We start from the raw sequence: 22941 nt of genomic DNA, 5'->3' as shown, positions 1-22941 counted from the left end.
CCGGGACGCCAACACCCGGGACGCCAACACCCGGGACGCCAACACCCGGGACGCCAACACCCGGGACGCCGACGCCCAGGACGCCGGAGCCCATGGTGCGGCGGACCACTACGGCGGCCGGGCGGATCTCGACGGCCGGGCCATCCCGGCCGGCAGGATGGCCACACCGGCCGACGTGGCCCAGGCCTGCCTGTGGCTGGCCGCCCCCGGCTACGTGACCGGCGCGGAGGTGCGGGTGGACGGCGGCGGCGAGATCCCCGCCTGGCGCCACCTCGTCTCGGACTGACCGGCGACCAGCACAGGAGCCGGGGCGGCAGGGGTCGCGCGGGATCGGCGCACGGACGTCAGGCGGTGGGGTGTCAGCGCAGGGACGAGCGGGCGGTGGGGCGCAGGCGCAGCCGCTCCGTGGGCGCGGTCAGGTACGGCTTCAGCATCGGCAGTTCCACCTCCCGCTCCTCCTCCGGAGTCTCGAAGCGGGCGAACCACACGAACACGTTCACCCCCGTCCTGACGGGCAGTCGTGGAAAGGTGTTCTCCGCATGCTCGCTTTCCAGGCAGGCCACCGGCCGCACACCCGCCTCGGCCAGTGCCGGAACGGCCTCCCGAGCGAAGAGGGCGGCGAAGCCATCCCCGGCCACGTGATGGATCGTGGCTACGTAGAGTGACGAAGGTAGGTCCTTCGTCCCGACTGGAGGCCGTTCACCGAAGGACGGCTCCGGTCCGACGGGGCGCAGGAGCAGCACGTCGTCGGAGTCGATCATCGTGGCGTTGGCCGCATCGCGGTTGGCCAGCCAGACGGGGCCGCCGTAGAAAGCGGTCAGCGCCGCCCGCCGCGACTCCATGTCGGGAAAGGCCCGCAACCAGGGGAACGTGTCCGGCTCGCCGTCCTCGCGGAAGGATCCGGCGACCCGCATGCCGGTGGCCTCCTGCGTCTCGATGAACTCCCGCTCGAACAGCTCGATGAGGACGTCCCGCCGCCCGGGGCGCATCTGGTAGCGCCGTAGTTCGTAGATCATGCGCCGGACGTTAGAGCCAGGTCACTGACATCCCGTGTCAGCGTAAGCTTCGAACAATATTCTGATCACTCACAGCTACTAATCGACCACGCAACGCTATATGCTCGCACTGACCTTGATCCCCTGAGGTCCAAGGAAGGTCAAGGGGGCGGTGTGCGCTCAGGGCCCTGCGAGCGCCGTCTCCGAGCTCTTCCCCAACTGGCGAAGGAGCAGAAGTGATCAGAAGGGTGTGCGCCGCCGCGGCCGTGCTGGCAGCGGTCGCCGGCGGCACACTACTGGCAGTCCCCGCTCACGCTGACGACGACTGGATCAGCCCGTGGACCGGCGCCAACTGGTCCGCGAACCGGAGCGGCAACAGCGATTCGTCCCAGTCGGGAAACAACTTCGGGGACGTCCTGGCCGGCAACCACGGCTCAGGACACTCGACCAACGTCAACAACGTCAACGGCATCGCGCCGACCGCCACCTACGGCGGCATCACGGTGACGTACATCTTCCACTGACCCGCTGACGTCCCGAAACAGCACTACGAAAGGGCAAGCACCATGATGAAGAAGCTCTGCGTGACCGGTCTCATCGCCGCCGCGGCCGGCGTGACCCTGCTGTCCGCCCCCGCCCAGGCCGACACGAACGCCGGCAACACCAGCTCCAACCGCGGCTCCTCGCAGTCGGGCAACAACTTCGGCAACGTCGTCAACTCCAACGCGAACGGCCTCGGCGCCACCGCGATCAACAACGTCAACGGCAACGCCGTGACGGGCACCAACGGCAGCGACGTGGTCGTCGACGACGTGGTCGACTAGTCCGGCTCCCGCGCCGCGGACCTGCCGGAACGCGGCGCGCTCGTGCGGGGTAGGGGCGGGCCGGGCCGGAAAAGGCCCGGCTTGCACCGTAATAGCATCTTTGCGTGACTCTTTGTGCCTATGCCACGTTTGAGAACTTTCATGTGGACGACGAGCTCGACCTGGTCCTGACCGCCTGGAAGGAGGCCGGGATCGACGGGCGCGCCGAGCGCTGGGACGACCCGGCGGTCGACTGGAGCGCGTACGACGCCGTCGTCGTCCGTTCCGTCTGGGACTACATCCTGCGGCGGGAGGAGTTCCTGGCGTGGGCGCGCGGCGTGGAGTCCGTCACGCGGCTGCTGAACCCGTACGCGGTGCTGGAGTCGAACACCGACAAGACCTACCTGCGCGAGCTGGGTGTGCCGATCGTGCCCACGCACTGGTCGTCGCGGGGGCTGCCCGACTGGCCGGAATACGTCGTCAAGCCGACCGTCTCCGGCGGGGCCCGCGACACCGTCAGGACCACCGACCGCGCCGAGGCCGAGGCGCTGGCCGTGGCGCTGGAGGCCGCGGGGCGCGCGCCGATGGTGCAGCCGTACCTCGACATGGTGGAGTCGGAGGGCGAGACCTCGCTGCTGTTCTTCAACGGCCGCTTCAGTCACGCCGTCCGCCGCAGGCCCATGCTCGCCCGCGGGGCGGGCCCCGGCGACATCGCGCGGGCCCGGCTCCGCACTCCGGCTCCGGACCAGGTCGACCTTGCCGAGAAGGTGCTCACCGCCGTACCCCATGTCCTTCTCTATGCCAGGGTCGATCTGGTCCGGCTCCCCGGCGGCGCGCCCGCCGTCATCGAGCTGGAGCTGACCGAGCCCTCCCTCCACCTGCACTACGAGCCGTCGGCGGCGGCGAGCTTCGCGAGGGCGCTGCGCGAGCTGCTCTGATCAGCAGGAGATCCCGCCGTCCACCGGGATGACCGCGCCGGTGAGGTACGCCCCCGCCCGCGAGGCCAGGTAGATGGCCGCGCCCGCCATGTCCTCAGGCCGCCCGATGCGCCCCAGCGGGACGCTCGCGGCGATGCTCGCGCGGGTGGCGGGGTCGTCGAGCGCGAACGCCATCATCTTCGACTCGAACGGCCCCGGCGCGATGGCGTTGACCGTGATGTGCTCACCGGCCAGCCGCTTGGCCAGGTGGCGGGTGAGCATGTGGACGGCCGACTTCGTCGCGGAGTAGGCGTAGCTCTCCAAGGCCGGCACCCTGAGCCCGTCGATCGAGCCGACGTTGATCACCCGGGCCGGGTCGTCGGCGCCGGCGGCCTGGCGCAACTGCGGCAGGAACCGCTGGGTCAGCTGGAACACCCCCTTGACGTTGATGTTCCACAGCTTGTCGAAGGCGCTCTCCGGATATTCCTCCAGCGGCGCGCCCCAGGTCGCCCCCGCGTTGTTCACCAGCACGTGCAGCGGCCCGTCCACCGCCGACACCAGCCGGTCCAGCCCCTCGGGCGTGGACAGGTCGGCCGGCACGGCGGAGCAGCCGAGCTCGGCGGCCGTCTTCTCCACCTCGGCCGTCTTGCGGGCGGAGATGTGCACGGTCGCGCCCGCCTCGACGAACCCGGCGGCGATCATCCGCCCGATGCCGCGCGAACCGCCGGTGACGACGACGTTCTTGCCTTCCACTGAGAACAGAGTCATGTTCTGGGAGCATGCCATACCGACCGGTCGGCTGTCAGGGTCGGAAGCTCACACTCCGGGCAGGCGGCCGTTGCGGAACAGGTCGACGAACCGCTGATGATCGTCCCTGGCCCGCGCCCCGTACCAATGGGCGAAGTCCACCAGCATGGCGACGAATCCGGACCTGTCCTCGCCGATCACCGCCACGATCGCCTCCTCCGTCGAGAAGTCCACCAGGTCGTGGCTGGACTCGTCGTCGGCGACCGAGTGCATGCGGGCCACCGCCCGCCCCAGGTCCTGCACGATCGAGCGCAGCTCCGCCGGCTCGTTGACGTCGTCCCAGTCGAGGTCGGCCGAGTACGGGGACACCTCCGCCACCAGCTGCCCCACCCCGCCGAGCGAGGTGTAACCCAGCCACGGATCGGCGTAGGCCTGCAGCGCCCGCTGCGACTCGGCCGTGCGGTGCCCTTGGTGCAGGAAGTAGGAGGTGACCTTCTCGTCGGAGATGTAGCGCGCCACCGCGGGGGCCGCCGCCTGCTTCATGTAGAGGATCACGTCGTTCTCCAGCGCTTGCGAGCGCCCTTCGAGCAGCAGGTTGTACGACGGCAGCCCCGCCGACCCGATGCCCACGCCCTTGCGCAGCGCCACGTCCTTGATCGTCTGCTCGTGCGGCGCGAGCGGCGCCGGCAGTGTGGCCAGGTAGTCGTCGAAGGCCGCCAGCACCGCCAGCCGCGTCGCCTCGTCCACCGGCTCGCGCCCCTCCATGAGCGCGAAGCGCCGGTCGTAGTCGTCGATCACGGTCTCGACGTCGAGCAGTGCCACCCTGGTGCTCAGCCGGGCCCGCTGCAGCACCCGGTGCAGCACGCCGGTGGTGGTGTCGAGCGTGAGCGAGCCGATCGCGTCGTCGCCACCGGCCGCGATGGCGCCCAGCTCGACCAGGTACGCCCCGGCGAAGTCGGTCACCAGCACGCTGATCGAGTCGTCGGACAGCGCCTTGGCGTACCCGAGCAGGGCCAGGCTGGCCGCGAACCGCTTGAGGTCCCAGACGTAGGGGCCCACGTACGCCTCGTCGAAGTCGTTGACGTTGAAGACGAGGACGCCGGAGGCGTTCATGTAGGTGCCGAAGTTCTCCGCGTGCAGGTCGCCGTGGATCCACACCCGGCTGGTCGGCCCGTCGAGGTAGGACTCGTCGGCGAAGGATCCGGTCATGTCCGCGTAGAACAGGCAGGCGCTGCCCCGGTAGAACGCGAAGGGGGAGGCCGCCATCTTCCTGAACTTCCGCCTGAACGCGGCGGGGTCTCGCTTGATCGACTCGCCGAACTCCGTCATGAGGACATCGAGCAGGAACGAAGAGCGTGTGCCCATGGTCCGGACACTAGATCCGGATCGCCCGTAGGACCACCCTGGTCTTTCCCTGACAGGGACGATCCGCGCCGGTCAGGGATGATTCCTGCCGGTTCACGGATGCTGCGAGGAGACCGAGACGACCTCGCCCGTCATGTACGAGGAGTAGTCGCTCGCCAGGAAGACGATCACGTTCGCCACCTCCCACGGCTCCGCCGACCGCCCGAACGCCTCCTTGGCCGCCAGCTCCGCCAGCAGCTCCTCACTGGTCACCTTCGCCAGGAACGGATGCACCGCCAGCGACGGCGCCACGGCGTTGACCCGCACCCCGTGCTCGGCCGCCTCCATCGCGGCACACCTGGTCAGTGCCATCACCCCGGCCTTGGCCGCGGCGTAGTGCGCCTGACCCCGCTGGGCCCGCCAGCCGATCACGGAGGCGTTGTTGACGATGACCCCGGAGCCCTGGGCGATCATCTGCCGCAGAGCCGCCCTGGTGCAGCGCATGGTGCCGTGCAGCGTGACGTCGATGACCGCGTGCCACTGCTCGTCGGTCATCTCGGCCAGCGGCGCGGTCCCGCCGAGCCCGGCGTTGTTGACCACCACGTCCAGCCGCCCGTGCGCCTCCACGACCGCGTCGAACAGCGCCAGCACCTGCGCCTCCGAGGTCACGTCGCAGGGGACGGCCAGCGGCTTGACCCCCGTCAGCTCGGTCAGCGCGTCGGCGGCGGCCGACAGGCGGCGCTCGTGCCGGTCGGAGACGACGATCGTGGCGCCCTCCTCGGCGCAGCGCCTGGCCGTGGCGTAGCCGATGCCGGCGCCCGCGGCGGCCGTGACGAGCGTGACCTTGCCGTCCAGCAGGCCGTGCGCCTTCGGCTGGGCCGGTGGCATGGGCTGGGGCGTCGGCTGGGGCAGTGACATCGGCGGCTCCGATCAGCGGGGGAGTCCCAGGGTGCGCTCGGCGATGATGTTGCGCTGGATCTCGCTGGAACCGGCATAAATGGTGTCGGCGCGGCTGAACAGGTAGAGCCGCTGCAACTCGTTCAGCCCGTCGGCGCCGCAGGCGAGCCCCGCCCGGCCCTGGACGGCCTGGGCCAGATCGCCCAGCCTGCGGTGCCACTCCGACCAGTACAGCTTGGCGATCGACACCTCGGGTCCCGGGTCGGGGCCCAGCGTCCTGAGCGCGTTGAGCCGCATGATCCGCAGCTCCAGCCAGGCGCGTACGAGCCGGTCGCGCAGCACGGGGTCGGCGGCGGCGCCCGTGCGCCTGGCCGTGGCGATCACCGCGTCCAGCTCCCGCGCGAACCCGAGCTGCTGGCCCAGCGTGGAGGCCCCGCGCTCGTGGCCGAGCGTGGCCATGGCCACCCGCCAGCCGTCGCCCGGCGCCCCGAGGATGTTGCCCGCCGCCGTGCGCGCGCCGTCGAAGAAGACCTCGTTGAACTCGGAGGTGCCGGTCAGCTGCACGATCGGGCGCACCTCGACGCCGGGGCCGTTCATGGGCACCAGCAGGTACGACAGCCCGTGATGACGCCGGGAGCCCTCCTCCGTACGGCACAGGACGAAGCACCAGTCGGCCACGTGCGCCAGCGACGTCCACACCTTCTGGCCGGTGATCACCCATTCGCCCGCTTCGAGCCAGGCCCGCGTCTGGACATTGGCCAGGTCGGAGCCGGCCTCCGGCTCGGAGTAGCCCTGACACCACAGCTCCTCGCCGCGCCGGATCGGCGGCAGGAAGCGCTCCTTCTGCTCGTCGGTGCCGAACTCCAGGATGGTCGGGCCGACCAGCCCCTCGCCGATGAGGCCCACCCGGGCGGGGGCACCGGCTCTGGCGTACTCCTCGTGGAAGGCGACCTGGTCGGCGAGGGAGGCGGCGCGGCCGCCGTACCTCTCGGGCCAGCCCAGGCAGGTCCAGCCGTGCCGGCCGAGATGGCGCTCCCACGCCTTCCGCAGCTCGAAGCCCTCGTGCTCGCGCCCGGGGCCGCCGAGCCCTCTGGCGCCGGCGAACTCGCCGCGCAGGCTCTCCTCCAGCCAGGCCCTGGCCCGCTCACGAAGGCTCAAGGAACCCGCCGTTGAACGATCCGTACCCGCCGCGGAAGAACAGCAGCGGCCCGCCCTCGGCGAGCGTGTCGAGCTGGTGCACCCGGGCCACCACGATCATGTGGTCGCCCGCCACGTGCTCGGCCTCGACCACGCAGTCGAGCCAGGCGAGCGCGCCGTCGAGCACCGGGTTGCCGCCGGGGGAGCCGGTCCAGTCGAGGCCGGCGAACTTGTCGCCGCCCTTGCTCGCCATCTGCGCGCACACGTCCTGCTGGGTCTCTGCCAGCACGTTGACCGTGACGACCTTGGCGGTGCGTACCTTGGGCCAGCTCGTGCTGGTGTGCGCGACGCAGAAGGCCACCAGGGGCGGGTCCAGCGAGACCGAGGTGAAGGAGTTGGCGGCCAGGCCGCACGGCCGGCCGCTCAGCGGGTCGACGGCCGTGATCGCCACCACGCCGGTCGCGAACCTGCCCAGCACCTGCCGGAAACGGCGGCTGTCGAGGTGGCCGTTCGGGCTGTGCTGGGATGGGCCCGTCGGCATGGCGGCTCCGTTGCGAGTCCTGCGCTGGTGGGGCGTCGGAAGGCCGCGGCAGCCGTCCGGCGCGATGAGCCGGGCAGCGTGTGTGCTCATGGTCCGCCTCCTCGTACGCCGACTGCGCTTATCTTACCAAGCGCTTGCTTGGACGCTAGGGGGAAGCGGCGAAAGGTGTCAAGTCGCAGTGGCTCACCTGCGTTGACAGGGGCGAAAACGGGTGCATAACGTGACGTATGTGCCCAAGCGCTTGCTTGAATTCAGGAATGTCACGGCCGTCGCGGGAGTCGGCTACACGCCCTTCACCAAGGACTCCGGCGTCAGCACGCTGACCCTGGCCTGCCGGGCCGTGCTGGCCGCCCTGGAGGATGCCGGTCTGACCGCGGACGACGTGGACGGCCTGGCCACGCACCGCGTCGGCGATTCGGCCCCGCCCACCCTCGTCGGCCCCGCCCTGGGACTGAGCGACCTGGCCTGGAACCTGGACCAGTTCGGCGGGGGCAGCGTCTCCCACGCCGTCGTCGGCCAGGCCGCGCTGGCGGTGGCCGCGGGCCTGGCCGAGACCGTCGTCTGCTACCGGGCCATCAACGCCCGCTCGGAGTTCCGCATGGGCGGCACCGGCAGGGGTGTCCCGGTGAGCCCTGAGGTGCAGTTCCAGGCCCCGTACGGTTACGTGGCCCCGCCCCAGCAGTTCGCCATGTACGCCCGCGCCCACATGCTCCGCTACGGCACCAGGGCCGAACACTTCGGCCGCCTGGCCGTCACCCAGCGCGCCAACGCCGCCAAGAACCCGCGCGCTCTCATGCGCACGCCCATCACCCTCGACGACTACCTGGCCAGCCGGTGGATCGCCGAGCCGTTCCGGCTGCTGGACTGCTGCCTGGAGACCGACGGGGCCTGCGCCGTGGTCGTCACCACGGCCGAACGCGCCCGCTCGCTGCGCCGCCCGCCCGTCCTCATCTCGGGCGCGGCCTGGGGCGGCGGCACCTCGCACCTCTCGCTCGCCGGCACTGACCCCACGGTCACCGCGGCCGCCGCCCTGGCCCCCCGCCTGTACGCGCAGGCGGGGATCGGCCCCGAGGAGGTGGACGTGGCCGAACTGTACGACTGCTTCACCTACTCGGTGATCGTCCAGCTTGAGGACTACGGGTTCTGCGCCAAGGGCGAGGGCGGGCCGTACGTGGAGTCGGGCGCGACCGCCCTGGACGGCCGGCTCCCGGTCAACACGCACGGCGGTTTCCTGTCCGAGGGGTACGTCCACGGGCTCAACCACGTCGCAGAGGCGGTCTCCCAGCTCCGGGGGGACGCCGGGGACCGGCAGGTGCCGGGCGCGGAGGTGGCGCTCTCGACGTCCCAGCCCGGCTACATCCTGCCCGCCACCTCCGCCCTGATCCTGAGGAGGGCGTGATGGCCTACCGTCCCGAGCCCGACCGGGACTCCCGCCCGTGGTGGGAGCGGATCGCCAGGAAGGAGTTCGCGGTACAGGAATGTGCCTCCTGCGGCACGCCGCGCTTCCCGCCGCGCGCCTTCTGCCCGGTCTGCCGTACGGAAGGGTGTCGCTGGCGGGAGGTCGACCCCGTGGGAACGGTGGAGAGCTGGATCGTCAGCCACCAGCCGTTCGTGCCGGGACGGCTCGATCCATACCTAGTGGTAATGGTCCGGCTGGAGGCGGTTTCCGGCTGTCTGGTGTACGGAAATTGGCGATCGACGCGTCCGCCGGAGCACGGGGAGCGGGTCGTGGGGGCGTTCACCGAGGTCACAGGGGATGTGACGCTGCTCGACTGGGCGCCGGCCGATGCCGGGAGCGTGCATGTTCATCCACCGGAGCGCAAGCCCTCCCACTAGTTGACCTTGCGCGGCAAATTGCATTGGTACCGGTAAATCCCACCAGTCCCACCATCACGAAAGGTGCCCCCGCGTTCGGCCTCAAGGGTTGATGATGTGGCTGTAGGCGTCGTCGATGCGGACGGCCTGGACTTGGCGGCAGATGTGATTCGTGCGTGCTGGGTGACGGACGTGGCCACGAGGTCACGTGAGACGATCCTGCCCGCCTGCCGTCGTGACACCCGGTCTCCCCGCTCCGGAACCCGGGCCAGCCGCCCCGGGTTCCGGAGCGGGGCGGCCCGTGCGCCCCCTGACACGGAAAAGCCCCCATCGGGAGATGGAGGCGGCGGTTCGTGCGGATCCCTGTCGAGGAGAACGCGTCCTGGCGGGCGTGGGGGACCCGCCAGGACGCGCTTCCTTCCCCGTGTGCGACGGCTCAGGACTCCGGCGAGGGATGGAGTCCTAGACCGTTGAGCCGCACACGGAGTCGATGGGGGAACGTGAAGGTCCCTGTCGTCGGCAACGTGCGGCGATGCTTCGAGCTGCACCGACCGGGTCATCGATGTGTTGCGTGACGGTGGCGCCACCCTCCTTGTCTCCGACAAAGGATCCGTCTTCGCAGCACGCGGTCAGCTCAGTCAGCACCGATGGCGATGGCGCGGATGTGCCACTGCACTGGCAGGTGTGGGTGATCACCTGGCGGCGCAACGCGTAACGCAGTAAACGAGTTGCTTCGCGAGGGTCATGCCAGGGCAGGTATGGCGTACCCGTGCGGACCGGCGACACTGGCCTTCACCCCCTCACCGGCCTTTAGATGGATTTGTACCAACGAATGGATGATGGGCCGGTAGACCGGGTTTGGTCAAGGGGTTGTGGCCTGCTAGAACCAGATCGTCTAAATTGTTGGAACAAAAGGGGTGAAAGTGGCAAGGTCGGTGCTGTATCAGCAGGTGGCTTCGGAACTGCGACGAGCCATCTACTCGGGTGTCCTCGGCCCCGGGTCGCAGCTGCCGACCGAGGCTCAGCTCATGGAAGACCATGGCGTGAGCAGGAACACTGTGAGGCTGGCCCTTGGGGAGCTGGTCAATGAGGGACTCGTCACTCGCACGCCACGGCGTGGAACAGTGGTCAGAGACCGCAGACCGCTGCTGATCTATCCGCAGCGGGAGCTGGAGCCACAACCCAGTGGGGAACTGCGGGAGGCCTTCGCCTATGCCGTCGCGCAGGAAGGCCGCGCGCCAAGCCAGTACATCGAGGTCCTGACGGTGTCTCCGGTAGAGGAGATCGCCAGCAGGCTGGAGTTGGCCGACGGGGAGTTGGCCGTGGTGAGACGCCGTCTGCGGTTCGTGGACGGGCAGCCGTACAACACCAACGATTCCTACTTTCCCCGTGACATGGTCGCCGATTCCGAGATCGCCAGGCCCGGAGACATCGCGCGAGGGGCGAACCGGGTACTGGAAGAGTTGGGTCATGCGCAGGTGCGCGTCGTCGACGACATCTGGGCCCGCATGCCCAACCAAGAGGAGGCCGAGCGCCTCCAGCTTGAGCTCGGCACGCCAGTGATGGTCTATGTCCGAGTGGGTTACGACGGGGCGGACATGCCTGTGCGTGTCGCCGTGTCGGTGTTGCCAGCCGACAAACATCTGATCAGATACGAGCTCGATCGCCGCTGACGAGCTCGTGGGTGAAGGGGTGATCCCGCCGGCCGGGCGCAGCGAGAAATAGCCGCCTCGCTGGCCTAGGGGAGTCGTGCATACTCCCCTAAATCGCCATTTATCCATATATATCGGGATAAGGCCCTATTTCGCCCTAACGCACCGTTGTGTCATCACGCTGTGCGCTGGGGCGGACACCCAACGCAGTGAAGGATTCACTATGCACACACACACCCTGCTTCACCCTCTCTCCCTCCGCCGAGCGGAACCCGCGGACCTTCCCGGCGTGCTCACCCTCCTCGCCGACACCTCCGAGTGGCTCTGGCGGCAGGGACTGCGGCAGTGGCCCCGTGGGGGGTTCGGTCCGGAAAGGATCGAGCCGCTCATCGAGGAGCGGGTGCTGTTCCTGCTGGACGACGAGCTCAGATACCTCGATCCCGACGAATCCGCCCCGCCGGTGGCCACCATCGCCCTCGACGAGCACGCCGACCCCGAGTTCTGGCGGCCGGGAGACGACCCGGGGGCCGCGCTCTACGTCCACAAACTGGCCGTCGCCCGCCCCTGGTCGGGCTCCGGCCTCGGGGACGCCCTGCTCGACTGGGCGGGCGCCTCGGCGTACGGGGCCGGCCTGCCGTGGCTGCGCCTCGACTGCGCCAAGAACAACCCCGGGCTGCAGAACTACTACCGCAGGCGCGGCTTCCGCCACGTCCGCACGGTGGACCTGCCACACCGGTCCTCGGGGGCGCTGTTCCAGCGCTCGTCGCAGGACGTGCCGATCACGGTCTTCCGTGATCTGACCATCGCCGAACTGATCAGCGCCTGACCCGCCCCGGCTCGCGGCCCGGCCCCACCCCTCGGGACCGGGCCCCGGCCGGCCCCATTCCTCGGGTCGCGACCGCCCTCATTCCTGGGCTCGCGGTCGACCCCGTCCTCAGTCCTCCACCGACCCCGTCCTCAGTCCTCCACCGACCCCGTCCTCAGTCCTCCACCGACCTCGTCCCTCGGGTCACGACCGGCTCCCGTCCCTCCGGTCGCGACCGACCCCGATCTCCCGGGACCCCGGTTTCGACCCCCGGCCCCGCGCGGCTCCGTCCTGGCCTGATCCCGCGGGGTGGCCTGTGGTCCGAGCCGACCTGCGGCCTGGGCGAGCCTGCCACCTGAGTCGGACTGCGGTTTGAGCCGGCTTGCTCAGGCGTGCGGAGCCGTCCAGGCCGGGGAGCACAGTGAGATGCCGATCTCCTGGGCCACCTCGGCGTGGGCGAGGTACTCGTCGATGTCATGAGCCCGGCCGGTGGCGTTGACGACGGGGACCTCGTCGGGCCCGTCCTGCCAGCGGTCGCCCAGCGGGCAGCCGATGGTGACCGGGTCGATCGGGCACCAGGCGTTCAACCAGCGGGCCACCCGGTCAGGGCGGTACGGCCCGCCGCTGATCAGCCGCTCGTACACGCCGTCCAGGCCGAGCGGGCTGCCCGCCGTCACCAGCAGTTCCACCTCCACCGCCGGGTCGAGCCGGGTGAGCAGGTCCATCGCGACCACCGTGCCCAGGCTGTGGCTGACCAGCACCATGCGGCCTGATCGCGGCAGCTCCTGGAGCACGCAGTCCAGAACCGTGTCCCGCACCCGCTGGTCGTCGAGGTAGGCGGCCACGTCTCCGAAGATGGCGGCGATGGCCAGGCGGTCCAGGTCGGTGGTGTCGGCGAGCCAGCTCAGCCCGTCATGGACGGCGTCACGCAGCCCCTCCACGCCCGGGGCCCGAGCCGGGGGCAGGCCGGCTCAGGCCGCCGCCTCGACGATCAGCCGCTCGTACAGCCGCCGCGTGGAACCGGCCGCCGGCGCCGCCGCCTCGACGGGATCGCCGACGGCCAGCCTCGGCGAACGCCGCAGCGCCTCCAGCGGCCGCATGGCGTCGACGAGCCGCCGCCCGTAGAACGGGAACCAGGCGTCGGCGGGCACGATGGTGGGCAGGCCGGCCCGGGTGAGCCCGCAGTTCAGCCCGGCGGCCCAGTTGCGGCGCACCTCTTCGGGAACGCATTTCTCGTGGTTGCGACCGTGCAGGAACACCAGGTGCTTCGCCCCACCGAACGCGCCCGGCGCGGCGGGCAGGCCGGTGCGGGTCCGGAGGGGCGCGGCACGTACACCGGCCTCGACGGGCGGCCCGCCCTGCGACGGCACGACCGACCGCCACGCCTCCGACGGCGGCATCGATCGCGGATCCGACGCAGGCGGCACGGTGCGCATGTCCTGCGACGGTGGCTCCGATCGCGTGTCCTGCGGTGGCGAGACCGGCCGCGTGTCCTGTGGCGGCGTGGCCGGTCGCGCGTCTTCCGACGGCGGGACCGTTTGCCCGTCCATCGCAGGAGGGACTGCTTGCGCGTCCGGCACGGGAGGGATCGTTTCCCCGTCTGCCGAAGGTGCGGCGGATAGCCCGTCCGCTGAAGGTGGAGCGGATCGCCCGTCTGCCGAGGGCGGGGCGGTGGCGGTGGTTTGTGTCGTGGCGAGGTTCTGGAGTCCGGACTCCGGGCCCATTTCGGACAGGTACGCCAGCCGTTCATCGTCGAGCGGCAGCGCGGCCAGATGCTTGAGGATGACGCTGACCCGCACACCCTCGTTGGAGACCCAGTCGACGGCGTCGTCGCCGTCGCCCTCCCGCCAGACCTGCCCGTCGCGCCGCAGGATCCGGCCGCGGTCGTCCGTCCTGGGCACGCCGCTGTGGTGGAGGGCCGTCACCTCCCACTGGTCGTTGAAGACGGGAGAGCCGGAACTGCCCGGCTCGGTGTCGGTCTGGTACTGCAGGAAGTCGTCCAGCCGCGCCTCCAGCCGGTTCTCCCGGATGGAGATCTCCTTCAGCCTGCCGCTGGGATGGCCGATGATGTTCACCGGCTCCCCGATGACCAGTTTGCCGGTCTGGACGCTGAGCCTGTTCCAGCCGAACGTCTCCCCGACCGGCCGGCCGGTGGCGTCCGGGACGACCGGGGCGAGCGCGAAATCGAGGGCCTGGTCGGCGACGAAGAAGGCGTCGGGGTCAAGGACGAAGCGCCGGGACACCTCAGGCGTGTTGTCCACGGTGACCTGCGCGTCGAACTCCACGATCGCCGAGCGGGCCACGCCGGCGTCGGGGAACACGTGGTGATTGGTGAGCAGCAGCCTGGGGGAGACCAGGAAGCCGGTGCCGATGGGAATCTCGCGGCCGTTCTCACGGACCGAGATCCGGGCGACCGTCCGCGCGGCCCGCACACCCCGGGGCAGGAAACTCCACGCCTGGAGGTCCTTGGCCACGCCCAGGATGCGCTCGTACATCATGGGCCGGTCGAGGGCCTCGGTCCTGGTCGCCTCCAGCGCCGCCTCCACCGGGAGCCCGTTGCGCTGGACGAGGCGGGCGGTGCGTGCGGCGAGCATCTCCGGCGTGTCGGGGAACGCCTCCCCCTGCTGCTGCCGGTGGGAGGTGGCCGCGCGGTCGCTGCCGCTCCAGCGATACCGCTTCGCGGCGGCCTTGCTGTGGCCCGCCCGGTTCTCACGGACTTCTGCTGCTATATCCATGGCAGTCCGCCACCTCACGTAAAAGCCGTGTCACTTTCGACGATGTGGCTCGGGGCGGTGCGGCGTCCAGGCGGGTGTACGGTAATTGGCCGCACGTTGACCGACATTTCGGCGCGCACTTCCTGTCGACCTCGACGGTCACGAGTTAAGTGAACTCATTAAACTTGTCATCAAGATGCCTTTCCTCTTTGCCGGACGGAGGCGGGACTACAATCAAACGACATGAGAAAGGGGGGCGGTCCCATGGGGAACAAGGTCGACTTCGTAACCGTGGAATCGCTGGACCGGCAGACCCAGCAGCTCACCCAGGTGGAGCTCCAACTGTTGGACGAGCTGCCGGCCCGGGATGACGGGCAGTAGCGGGGGTGGTCATCCGCCGCCGCGCTGCCCGGCCGAGCGCGAGGTGCCGCTGCCCGTCGCCGTCCGGCGGGTGACGACCACGCTGTCCGCGCTCGGCCTGCGCGCGCAGCTCGTGGACGCGGGTCCCGGCCATGACCCGTCCGCCTGGTGGTGCGGCCTGCGGGGTGAGGCGGACGCGGCGCCGCTGGCCTGCGGGATGGGCAAGGGCGGCCGGGACGAGGCCCGCGCAGGCGCCCTCTTCGAGGCCGTCGAGCACTACCTGACCGGCTCGGCGGGATTCGCCCCCGAAGCTGTGGCACTGGCCGCCCCGGCCGACGTCGCCGCCGGGCCGCTGCGGGATGACGTCTGCGGGGCCCTGCTGGCCCCCATGGGCGGCCATCGGATGGCTTGCGCTCGCTACCGGGCCATCGGCGGGCCAAAGCTCGGCAGGGACGTCCTCAGCGGTGGCGGTCTCAGCGGTGGTGGTCTCAGCGGCAGCGATCCCAGGGCCGGCCTCAGCGGGGTCGGTCGGAGTGGCGGCATCCTCGGTGGCGGCGACATGAACGGTGCCGGCCTCGACAGGGCCGGTCTCAATGGCCTCGGTGGCGGCGGGGTGTTGGTGCCGCTCTTTCTGTCTGCTCCCTGGTACGTCGAGGCAGGAGCCGCGTCGCTGCGGGAGCTGGTGGGCGACCGTTGCGACTACGCCGACCTCATGCGCTACAGCTGCAACAGCGGCTCTGCCATCGGCGTCACGGTGGCCGAGGCGTTGCTGCACGCGCTCAACGAGACGATCGAGCGGGACGCGCTCTCCCTGCTCCTGGTACGGGTCTTCCTGGGCGGGCCCGGGTTTCGCCCCCGGCTGATCGATCCGGAGACGCTGCCCGACAAGCCCGCACGGGCGTACGCGGTGGCCCGGGAGCTGACCGGATCCCCGGTGTACCTGCTGGACATCACCAGCGACCTCGGCGTGCCGACCATGCTGGCGTACACGCTGCCCACCTCCCGCCACCCGCACCGGCGCGGCACCGGCACCTCGCTGAGCCCGTCCCACGCCGCCTGGCGCGCCCTCACCGAGCTCGTGCAGACCACACTCGGCGAACGGCTCCCGGCCGACACTCACCGTGACCCGGCCGCGCCGGCGGCGCATCCCGAGCTGTACGCGTGCGCCCGGTTCGACCTCGCCCAGGCCCTGCGCGACGCACACGTCGTGCCCTTCCGGGGCGACGTGACGGCGGATGGGGCGCCTGGGGATCAGCTACGGACGGTTGTCGCGGTGCTGGCGGCGCGGGGTCTCACCGCTTATGGCCGGACGGTGCACGCCCTTGCTTCCGGCGTCACCGTCGTGCACGTGTTCGTTCCTGGCCTGGAGCGTTTCATGCTGGTGACCGACGGAAACCTCGTCATTCCCGGCCGCCGCGGCAGAGCGGCCGCGCTTTCTGCCCCCGAGAACGTATCTCTGCCACGTCTTTGACGGATGTTGGGAAGTCGTCGTACGGTTTTCCGATAATGAACCTCGTGCGGGTATTTCCCGGCACTGATTTTCGGGCGGAAGATGCGCATACTGAATTTATGACTGCTCGATATTGGCGGCAGCAGAATCGCCTGGGCAAGGTGTCGATCGTGGCCGTGGTCGTGGCCGTGGCCACATATTTGATCGCTTGGCGGCTCAAGGATCAGCCGGGAACTCTGGGAGGGGTGTTTTCGACCACCCAGACCATCGCCTCCGGGGGTGCCTTGGTCGGCCTTTGCATCCAAGTGATGCAGCTCGTGTCGTTGTGGCGGCGCAGCGGTGCACCCTTGCCCGCCCCGACTTCGGCCCAGATCAGCACCGCGAAGGACGTGCTCGCGGGTCTGGTGGCGCAGCAGTGGCGGGACGAGACCGCCCTGCGCTCGCTGGCCGACCCCGAGCCGATGCCGCTGGCCTGGCGTTCGACCGAGCGTCCCGAACTCTCCGACAGGCCCGAGATCATCGCAGGCGATACCGTCGCCTTCTCCGGCCTGAACGTGCACATCGAGGACATGGCGCGTAACTTCCGCGCCCTGCGCTGCAGGCGGCTGGTCATCCTCGGCGGCCCAGGCACCGGCAAGACGACGCTGGCGGTGCAGCTCGTGCTGGAACTCCTGCGCACCCGTGAGCCGGACGAGCCCGTCCCGGTGCTGCTGTCGGCAGCGCGCTGGGACGACCGCGAGCATCCCCGGCTGCAGGGCTGGCTGGCCGCGAGCCTGGCCCTGGACTATCCCGCGCTGCGTGCGGAAGAACTCGGCACCGACATCCCGGAGACGCTGGTGGCGAGGGGAGAGATCCTGCCCGTCATCGACGGCCTGGACGAGCTGCCCGACCACGCCCGCGCGGATCTGCTGACCGCGCTCAACCGGTCGATGTGCGGGAACGATCAGCTCATGCTCACTTGCCGGACGGAGCAGTTCGCCGAGTCGGTCGAGGCGATCGGCGACGTTCTGACGGCGGCCGCGGTCATCGAGCCGCAGCCCATGGGGCCCGGCGTGGCCGCCGACTATCTGCAGGCGTGCCTTCCTCCGGTGTCGCATCCCGCCTGGCCTGCGGTCATCGAGGCATTGCGCACGGGCGCGGCCCCCGCCATGGCGGAGGTCACCTCGACCTCACTGGGCCTGTGGCTGGTCCGCGCGACCTATATCGCCCCGCGCGTGGATCCGTCGCCGCTGCTGCGGTACGCGCACGGCAGCGCGGCCGAACTGCAGGACCACCTCTGCGACCAGCTCATCCCGGCCCTGGTGAGCACCAGGACGCCCGCGGACGGCCCGGCGCAGCCCTTCAGGCCCCGGCACGTGTGGACCCCGGAGCAGGTCGGCCGCTGGCTCACATACGTGTGCCGGCAGCTCGCCGTGAACCAGGACGACACCCGTGACATGGCCTGGTGGCACCTGGCGGGCCGCATGCCCAACCGCACGGTGCGCATCTGGTGTGGCGTCGGCATCGGCGTTGTGACCGGGGTGGTCTTCTTTCTGCTGGCCAAGGGGATGCTGCTCGCAGGCGTTGGGGCCGGGCTGCTGGCGGCGTTCGTGGTCATCGTCATGACCGGGTCCTGGTTCACCGAGGACCCCGGTCACGCCGAACTCCGGTGGCGCGGCCGGCTCGCCGAACTGGCCCGCGTGGTCATGGCCGGGCTGATCATAGTCCTTGTCGGGGCGATCCTGGGCTGGATCCTGGGCTGGTCACTCGGTCACCACAGGATCGACCGCGCCTGGGCTTCCGCGCTCAACATCGGGCTGGCGAGCGTCGGCTTCGTCATCGCCCTCAGCCTGATCCGCTGGGTCGAGTATCCGACCGTCACCGCGACCGCGCGGTCACCCCGCTCGACCTGGCGGGCGGACCGGACCCTGACCGTCATCCGGATGTTCGGCGGCCTCGTGGTCGGCCTCATGGCCGCGGTCATCGCCCGGGAGGCCCAGCTCCCCACAAGCGTGGCGATCGTCGGCGGGCTGGTGCTCGGCCTGCTCTTCGGGCTTGTCGTGGGCCGTCACCACGCCTGGCTGGCCTACAACCTGACGGTGCCGCGCCTGGCCGCCAAGGGCAGTCTGCCCATGCGGGCGATGGACTTCCTGGACGACGCCCACCGCCTCGGCCTGCTGCGTACGGAAGGCCCGTACTACCAGTTCCGGCACATCGAGCTGCAGCAGCACCTCACCCGTGGACTCCAGGAGAAGCGCGCGGACCAGCCGTTCGAGCCCGCGCCTCACTTGTGAGTCCTGTGCGTGCCTTTGGCGGTATTCCGGGCGTGCCTTGAGCGCGAGCCGAACCGGTGCTGGGAACTGATCCGAGTGGAGCCGGGCACGTCCGGCCCCCGTCCGGAAAGGGACGGGTGCGAGGGGGAGAAATTTCGGTGGGTGAAAGATACAGCGTGCTGCGCGACATGAGCGGCGTGAGCACGGCGAGTCCTTTCGAGTCGGCGCGGCAGCCGGGGCCGGAGCCCGCTCGCGTCCTCGCCGGCGGCGAGCCGCACGTCGAGGTGCTCGAACTGGCCAAGCACGAGCTGCGCGACATCTCCCGCGATCCGGAGGTGCGGGCGGTGGCGCCGGTCATGCCGACCATGCTCATCCAGCCGTTCGAGAACGGCGCCGACGAACGTGCCACGGCCGAGGCGGCGGCTGCCGCGGCCACCTGGGGCGTCAAGGCGGTGGGCGCCGACGTCTCGACCCGGACGGGCGCGGACGTGATCGTGGCCGTCCTCGACACCGGCATCGACGGCAACCATCCCGCGTTCACCGGCGTCACCCTCATCCAGGAGGACTTCAGCGGCTCCGGCGTCGGCGACAAGCAGGGACACGGCACCCACTGCGCCGGCACGATCTTCGGCCGGGCCGTGGCCGGCACCAGGATCGGCGTCGCGCCCGGCGTGACCCGGGCCGTGATCGGCAAGGTGCTCGCCGACGACGGGAGCGGTGACACCGAAGGGCTGCTGCGCGGGATGGAGTGGGCACTGCGCCAGGGCGCGCAGGTGATCTCCATGTCGCTGGGGTTCGACTTCCCCGGCATGGTGCAGCGCCTGGTCGACCTCGGACGGCAGCCCAAGTTCGCCACGTCGCTGGCGCTGGAGGCGTACCGGGCCAACCTGCGGCTCTTCGACGCGCTCATGCGGATGGTCGCCGCCCGCGAGGCCGTGAGCTCCGGCACTCTCGTCGTCGCCGCGGCGGGGAACGAGAGCGAGCGCCAGACCGGGCCTGACTTCGAGATCGCCGTGTCGCTGCCCGCCGCCGCCGAGGGCGTCATCGCGGTGGGCGCGCTGGCGCAGTCGCCCACCGGCAACGGCCTGGTCGTCGCGCCCTTCTCCAACACCTTCCCGCAGATCAGCGCGCCCGGCGTCGGCGTGGTCTCCGCCCGGGTCGGCGGCGGCCTGCGCTCGCTGAGCGGCACCAGCATGGCGACGCCGCACGTCGCGGGCGTGGCGGCGCTGTGGTGGGAGGAAGTGATGAAGTCACCGCTGCCGGCCACGTCGTCGACGGTGCTGGCCCGCCTCCTCGCCAACGCCGCCGTCAGCCCGCTGGCCTCCGGCGTGGACATCGCCGACCGGGGCGTCGGCCTGGTGCGCTCCCCGTAGACCTGCTCTCCGCCGGTGCCATGCGGCAGCGGTCGCGCCACGTCAGGCACGACCGTTCCGCGGGCTTCCGCGACGGGGGCGGTGGAACGGTGCGGTCGCCGACCGCACCGGCTCCGGCCGGCGAACGGCCGGAATTCCTTTTCTCAACGAAGGCCGTGCAGGTCTTCTCCGGAGGTGTAACAAGCATGAGTCAAGCGGTTGACGTCGACAAGCGCGAGGCGGCGTCCAGCGCCAAGCGAGCAGCGGGGGTCGAGGCGGCCACCAAGATCTGGCACACCAAGACCGTTCCCAACGCGGCCAAGGCGGCCGAGTGGGTCAACAAGACACCGCCGCAAGGCGCGGGTGAGGCCGCCTTCTCCACCCGGAGCGACGGCTCCGTGGACGTCTACTACTTCATGTGAGCACAGTGGGCTTCATGTGAGAACGGTGGGCTTCATGTGAGAACGGTGGGCGGACGCCGGTTCGCCCACCGTGCGTCCGCGCACGTGGCAGCGACCATGTGAGCGGCCATGTGAGCGCGCTCGGCGTGCCGAGGGCCGGTGTCCCGTCCGGGGCGCCGGCCCTCCCCGCATCGTGGGCCGGGCGGTCAGCCCTTGATCTGTCCGAGGATGCTCTCGTCGGTGATCTCGGTGTCCCTGGCCAGCAGCAGCGCCTTGCTGAGGATGAGCGCCAAGCGGCTGTCGTCCTCGAACGGCAGGAACAGCCGCGCGTCGGTCTTCCGCTCGGGCACGACGCACAGGTAGACGTCGCCCGGATCCATGAGGACGTTGCCGCTGCCCAGATGGATCTTGTACGTACGCAGATCGCCGCGGACGACCAGGAACCGCCCGTCGAGCGTGCAGCGATCGGCCACGGCCAGGCGCGGCAGGATGCGGGCCAGCGCGTCGCGGCGCACCTCGCCCGAGGCCGCGAGAGAGCCGAAGGAGGTCTCGCGCCAGTAGTCGAGATGGCGGCCCTGCCCCCGGTCGGCCCACTCGGGATCGGTGGCGATCGAGGTCACCGCCACGAACAGGTCCACGTCGCGCATGGCCTCGCTGAACACCAGAGGCGGCACCTCCGCCGGCGGCGCCTCCCGCCAGCCGCCGCCGTCGTGCCGGTCGAAGCGGATCCGACCGGTGAGGGCGTATTCGCCCGGCTCGTCATGCAGGTACTCGTGGTGCAAGGCCACCCGCCACCGATCACCCGCCGCCCGCCTGGCGCCGCAGGTCTGTGGGCCGGGTGCAACGGCGCCGCCGCCGGCCCGTGTGCCGAGCTCGCGCGTGGCCTCGCCCTCGTCGCCGCCGTCCCACGGGCCGAGCATCGGGGTCTGCCAGGAGCGGGTCTTGAGCAGGGCGTAGAGGCGGCGGTAGTCGACGACGTGACCGGCGAAGCGCTCGGAGCGGGTCGCGCCCTCCTCCGCCGGGGTCAGCAGGTAGACCTCGCGGAAGGCCTGCTTGAACGGCTGCCTGACCCGTTCATCGGTGATCCGCTCGCGCCAGCGGAACACCTCGTCCGTCGTCGCGCGAGCCGGGTGCCACAACCGCACCTGCGCGTCCTCAGGCACGCCGGGCTCCTCCGGCGCGCCCAGCGTGGCCCGCCACTCGCCGGGGGCGTGCTCGATCTCCCAGATCAGCCGTGCCGCCACCGGCTCGGCGACGGGATGCCGGGCCACCTGCGCCAGCCATGTCGCGTACGGCAGCGTGCTCTCCGCCGCGAACCCGGCCTCCAGCGCCCTGGTCATGGTGCTCACCTGCCGGTTGACCTGCTTGACCAGCTCGCGCAGCCGCTTGACCTCATCCGGGTGCTCCTTGCGCACCGCCGCGGGAAGGCTCTTGACCGGCCGCTCGCCCTGCCGCCAGGTCAGCGCGAACTCGCCGCTCTCGCCCGGCGCGATCACCGCCTGGTGCGTGCCCAGAGCCACCTCCATCCGCCCGCCGGGCCCGAACCCCAGGGACGGCATGCGCAGGGCGACCTCGACGCGGTCGGCCAGCCCCGGCTCGGCCCGCTTGATCATGCGGTCGAGCTGCTTGATCACCCCCGCGTGCCGGGTCGCCGCCCGGGCCGCGCGCAGCGCCGTGATCACCTCGGGGGTCGGGAACCGCTCGGCGGCCCTGGCGATCTCGAAGAGCAGCGCCTGCGACGGCGACGTCTTCGCCTGCGTGGGGGCGACCGCGACCAGGGAAAGCAGCCTGCCGAGCAAGTCGGGCAGCCACGGCTCGTCGCGCAGCAGCGCCAGCCGCGTGACCCGGCCGAGCGTCGCCACCTCGGCCCGGGTGAACGCCTTGTCGGCGTGGTAAGGCAGCTCGCCGGCGTGGATCGCGGCCAGCCTCTCCGTGGCGCTCTCCAGAGCGGTGCGGGCGAAGTCCAGGTAGGAGGGCAACTCCGCCAGCCGTTCCCACGCGTCGGGCGACTCGGGCGGCGACCCGTACGAGCCGGGGCCGGTCTCGGACAGCAGCGCCCGGCCTGCCGGATCGAAGCTCATCACCAGGTCGCGCTCGGCCGCCGCGAGCGACGCCGGCGGCTCGTCCGCCAAGATCGTCACCTCTCCCATTCCCGCCACCGCCGCCACGGCCAGCAGCGCCCAGGGCGCCTCCAGCCGCTGTGCGGCGATCATGAACTCGGTCAGAACCCGGGCCGGCCCGGCCAGCTCGGCCGCCGGCACACCGTCGGGACACCGGAGCAACGCGCCCGCCGCCAGGCACAGATCGGCCCACTTGCGCCTCTCCAGACCGGCCACCAGCGCTTCGTACAGCGCCAGGCAGGACTCGGGGGTGAACTCCGGCTGCCGCTGCCGCACCTCGTCCTCCACGAGGCAGCGCATCGAGAAGGCCGCGCTCCCCTTGCCCGGCGTCCGGTAGGCGAGAGGCAGCAGGTGGCCCAGATCGCGAGCGGTCAGCCGGGAGCCGTCGGGCCACGGATCGGGGTAGGCGGGGTCCTGCCCGGTCAGGTGGAGCAGCACCCGGTGGGCCTCGGGGGAGAGCGTGAGGGACGCGGTCATGGAACAGCAGGTTGCCGGACGCCACCGACAAAAGCGAAGCGAGGCCGGAACCTCCGGCCCGCCGGAACGTCAAGAACCGAGGATTCCCGCACGCTCTCCGCGTCAGCGGTCACCTGCGTCAGGAGCCCCCTGCGTCAGCGGTCCTCTGCGTCAGGGGCCGCC

General features: G+C 70.8%; 22 protein-coding genes. 13 read left to right on the top strand and 9 right to left on the bottom strand.

All coding sequences use genetic code 11. From position 1 onward, the window contains the following. A partial coding sequence (locus tag ABFX54_RS12165; protein ID WP_346104211.1) for an SDR family oxidoreductase occupies positions 1–286 on the top strand: 286 nt, incomplete at its 5' end. 73 nt (positions 287–359) lie between these two features. On the opposite strand, the gene ABFX54_RS12160 is transcribed toward ABFX54_RS12165, so the two are convergent. Then, complete coding sequence (locus ABFX54_RS12160) at positions 360–1016, bottom strand: NIPSNAP family protein (RefSeq protein ID WP_346104209.1); 657 nt, start codon at positions 1014–1016, stop codon at positions 360–362. 215 nt (positions 1017–1231) lie between these two features. Here ABFX54_RS12160 and ABFX54_RS12155 point away from each other — a divergent pair, with 215 nt between their 5' ends. The 3 genes from ABFX54_RS12155 (at position 1232) to ABFX54_RS12145 (ending at position 2736) form a co-directional block, all read left to right on the top strand. After that, positions 1232–1519 carry a hypothetical protein gene (locus ABFX54_RS12155; RefSeq protein WP_346104207.1) on the top strand — a complete coding sequence of 96 codons (288 nt, stop codon included), beginning with the start codon at positions 1232–1234 and terminating at the stop codon, positions 1517–1519. Positions 1520–1579: 60 nt separating this feature from the next. After that, positions 1580–1819 (top strand): hypothetical protein, encoded by a 240-nt coding sequence (locus ABFX54_RS12150; protein ID WP_346104205.1) that lies wholly within the window; start codon positions 1580–1582, stop codon positions 1817–1819. 143 nt (positions 1820–1962) lie between these two features. After that, positions 1963–2736 (top strand): ATP-grasp domain-containing protein, encoded by a 774-nt coding sequence (locus tag ABFX54_RS12145; protein WP_346104203.1) that lies wholly within the window; start codon positions 1963–1965, stop codon positions 2734–2736. Here the strand turns inward: ABFX54_RS12145 and ABFX54_RS12140 are convergent, their stop codons facing one another. The 5 genes from ABFX54_RS12140 to ABFX54_RS12120 form a co-directional block, all read right to left on the bottom strand. Further along, positions 2737–3483, bottom strand: coding sequence for an SDR family oxidoreductase (locus ABFX54_RS12140; RefSeq protein WP_346104201.1), 747 nt, complete (start codon positions 3481–3483; stop codon positions 2737–2739). 48 nt (positions 3484–3531) lie between these two features. Continuing rightward, entirely contained in the window at positions 3532–4827 is a 1296-nt protein-coding gene (locus ABFX54_RS12135; protein ID WP_346104199.1) for a DUF2252 domain-containing protein, read from the bottom strand. 93 nt (positions 4828–4920) lie between these two features. Then, positions 4921–5724, bottom strand: a complete 804-nt coding sequence (locus tag ABFX54_RS12130; RefSeq protein WP_346104197.1) for an SDR family oxidoreductase — start codon at positions 5722–5724, stop codon at positions 4921–4923. A 12-nt stretch (positions 5725–5736) separates the two neighbouring features. Next, complete coding sequence (locus ABFX54_RS12125) at positions 5737–6861, bottom strand: acyl-CoA dehydrogenase family protein (protein ID WP_346104195.1); 1125 nt, start codon at positions 6859–6861, stop codon at positions 5737–5739. Then, positions 6848–7381 (bottom strand): flavin reductase family protein, encoded by a 534-nt coding sequence (locus ABFX54_RS12120; protein ID WP_346104365.1) that lies wholly within the window; start codon positions 7379–7381, stop codon positions 6848–6850. Before ABFX54_RS12120 ends, ABFX54_RS12125 begins: the two co-directional genes overlap by 14 nt. Positions 7382–7610: 229 nt before the next feature. Between ABFX54_RS12120 and ABFX54_RS12115 the strand changes: the two genes are divergently transcribed. From ABFX54_RS12115 to ABFX54_RS12100, 4 genes are all read left to right on the top strand, one after another. After that, positions 7611–8780, top strand: coding sequence for a thiolase C-terminal domain-containing protein (locus ABFX54_RS12115; RefSeq protein ID WP_346104193.1), 1170 nt, complete (start codon positions 7611–7613; stop codon positions 8778–8780). Beyond that, positions 8780–9217 carry a Zn-ribbon domain-containing OB-fold protein gene (locus ABFX54_RS12110; protein ID WP_346104191.1) on the top strand — a complete coding sequence of 146 codons (438 nt, stop codon included), beginning with the start codon at positions 8780–8782 and terminating at the stop codon, positions 9215–9217. Before ABFX54_RS12115 ends, ABFX54_RS12110 begins: the two co-directional genes overlap by 1 nt. Positions 9218–10131: 914 nt before the next feature. After that, complete coding sequence (locus ABFX54_RS12105; RefSeq protein ID WP_106235132.1) at positions 10132–10869, top strand: GntR family transcriptional regulator; 738 nt, start codon at positions 10132–10134, stop codon at positions 10867–10869. A gap of 268 nt (positions 10870–11137) precedes the next feature. Further along, positions 11138–11674, top strand: a complete 537-nt coding sequence (locus ABFX54_RS12100) for a GNAT family N-acetyltransferase (protein ID WP_346104189.1) — start codon at positions 11138–11140, stop codon at positions 11672–11674. Positions 11675–12039: 365 nt separating this feature from the next. On the opposite strand, the gene ABFX54_RS12095 is transcribed toward ABFX54_RS12100, so the two are convergent. After that, positions 12040–12594: a hypothetical protein gene (locus tag ABFX54_RS12095; RefSeq protein ID WP_346104187.1), complete on the bottom strand. Its 555-nt coding sequence runs from the start codon at positions 12592–12594 to the stop codon at positions 12040–12042. A 30-nt stretch (positions 12595–12624) separates the two neighbouring features. After that, a complete protein-coding gene (locus tag ABFX54_RS12090; protein WP_346104185.1) occupies positions 12625–14388 on the bottom strand; it encodes a trypsin-like serine peptidase in 1764 nt (587 codons plus the stop codon). A 222-nt stretch (positions 14389–14610) separates the two neighbouring features. Between ABFX54_RS12090 and ABFX54_RS12085 the strand changes: the two genes are divergently transcribed. The 5 genes from ABFX54_RS12085 (at position 14611) to ABFX54_RS12065 (ending at position 20203) form a co-directional block, all read left to right on the top strand. Beyond that, complete coding sequence (locus ABFX54_RS12085) at positions 14611–14748, top strand: hypothetical protein (RefSeq protein ID WP_346104183.1); 138 nt, start codon at positions 14611–14613, stop codon at positions 14746–14748. Beyond that, complete coding sequence (locus ABFX54_RS12080) at positions 14735–16198, top strand: YcaO-like family protein (RefSeq protein ID WP_346104182.1); 1464 nt, start codon at positions 14735–14737, stop codon at positions 16196–16198. Before ABFX54_RS12085 ends, ABFX54_RS12080 begins: the two co-directional genes overlap by 14 nt. A gap of 98 nt (positions 16199–16296) precedes the next feature. After that, entirely contained in the window at positions 16297–18450 is a 2154-nt protein-coding gene (locus ABFX54_RS12075) for an NACHT domain-containing protein (RefSeq protein WP_346104181.1), read from the top strand. A gap of 137 nt (positions 18451–18587) precedes the next feature. Next, positions 18588–19802, top strand: coding sequence for a S8 family peptidase (locus ABFX54_RS12070; RefSeq protein ID WP_346104179.1), 1215 nt, complete (start codon positions 18588–18590; stop codon positions 19800–19802). Between the two features lie 185 nt (positions 19803–19987). Next, a complete protein-coding gene (locus ABFX54_RS12065; RefSeq protein WP_346104177.1) occupies positions 19988–20203 on the top strand; it encodes a hypothetical protein in 216 nt (71 codons plus the stop codon). Between the two features lie 185 nt (positions 20204–20388). On the opposite strand, the gene ABFX54_RS12060 is transcribed toward ABFX54_RS12065, so the two are convergent. Next, positions 20389–22779 (bottom strand): DUF4132 domain-containing protein, encoded by a 2391-nt coding sequence (locus ABFX54_RS12060; protein ID WP_346104175.1) that lies wholly within the window; start codon positions 22777–22779, stop codon positions 20389–20391. Positions 22780–22941: the final 162 nt, after the last annotated feature.

The organism is Nonomuraea maheshkhaliensis, assembly GCF_039529435.1.
In the GTDB taxonomy this organism is placed as follows: domain Bacteria; phylum Actinomycetota; class Actinomycetes; order Streptosporangiales; family Streptosporangiaceae; genus Nonomuraea; species Nonomuraea maheshkhaliensis.
This window is presented reverse-complemented; position numbering and strand designations above follow the sequence as displayed.

What these genes read in the sequence shown, in the direction of transcription:
- ABFX54_RS12135 (WP_346104199.1), bottom strand. Translation starts at nt 4,827, where the DNA reads ATGGGCACACGCTCTTCGTTCCTGCTCGATGTCCTCATGACGGAGTTC.
- ABFX54_RS12140 (WP_346104201.1), bottom strand. Translation starts at nt 3,483, where the DNA reads ATGACTCTGTTCTCAGTGGAAGGCAAGAACGTCGTCGTCACCGGCGGT.
- ABFX54_RS12130 (WP_346104197.1), bottom strand. Translation starts at nt 5,724, where the DNA reads ATGTCACTGCCCCAGCCGACGCCCCAGCCCATGCCACCGGCCCAGCCG.
- ABFX54_RS12080 (WP_346104182.1), top strand. Translation starts at nt 14,735, where the DNA reads ATGACGGGCAGTAGCGGGGGTGGTCATCCGCCGCCGCGCTGCCCGGCC.
- ABFX54_RS12090 (WP_346104185.1), bottom strand. Translation starts at nt 14,388, where the DNA reads ATGGATATAGCAGCAGAAGTCCGTGAGAACCGGGCGGGCCACAGCAAG.
- ABFX54_RS12160 (WP_346104209.1), bottom strand. Translation starts at nt 1,016, where the DNA reads ATGATCTACGAACTACGGCGCTACCAGATGCGCCCCGGGCGGCGGGAC.
- ABFX54_RS12075 (WP_346104181.1), top strand. Translation starts at nt 16,297, where the DNA reads ATGACTGCTCGATATTGGCGGCAGCAGAATCGCCTGGGCAAGGTGTCG.
- ABFX54_RS12085 (WP_346104183.1), top strand. Translation starts at nt 14,611, where the DNA reads ATGAGAAAGGGGGGCGGTCCCATGGGGAACAAGGTCGACTTCGTAACC.
- ABFX54_RS12060 (WP_346104175.1), bottom strand. Translation starts at nt 22,779, where the DNA reads ATGACCGCGTCCCTCACGCTCTCCCCCGAGGCCCACCGGGTGCTGCTC.
- ABFX54_RS12065 (WP_346104177.1), top strand. Translation starts at nt 19,988, where the DNA reads ATGAGTCAAGCGGTTGACGTCGACAAGCGCGAGGCGGCGTCCAGCGCC.
- ABFX54_RS12110 (WP_346104191.1), top strand. Translation starts at nt 8,780, where the DNA reads ATGGCCTACCGTCCCGAGCCCGACCGGGACTCCCGCCCGTGGTGGGAG.
- ABFX54_RS12120 (WP_346104365.1), bottom strand. Translation starts at nt 7,381, where the DNA reads ATGCCGACGGGCCCATCCCAGCACAGCCCGAACGGCCACCTCGACAGC.